Here is a 279-nt window from a genome sequence, read left to right on the forward strand (position 1 = left end):
GACAACATGCAGGGCGTCATGGACGCATTGTCCGGTGACAGGCGCATGAGCAAGGTAACATTGCGGGTGACGAAGGGTGACATCAACGCTGCGGCCACGATGTTCTCTGCCTCGCCTACGCCAAATCTCATCATTCTGGAGACGGCAAGCGCGCAGGCTTCGCTGCTGGATGACCTTGCTCCTCTCGCGGAGGTTTGCGATCCCTCAACCCGTGTCATCATTGTCGGCCGCCACAATGACATAACATTGTATCGCGACCTCATCCGCAACGGTATTTCG

Annotated in this window: 1 pseudogene; it reads left to right on the top strand. The window is 57.0% G+C overall.

Annotated features, from left to right (window positions below):
- Nucleotides 1-6 precede the first annotated feature (6 nt).
- Nucleotides 7-279 (top strand): annotated as a pseudogene (locus EN804_RS36860) (CtpF protein); the annotation flags it as partial.

Source organism: Mesorhizobium sp. M8A.F.Ca.ET.161.01.1.1, assembly GCF_004792105.1.
Taxonomy (GTDB): Bacteria; Pseudomonadota; Alphaproteobacteria; order Rhizobiales; family Rhizobiaceae; genus Mesorhizobium.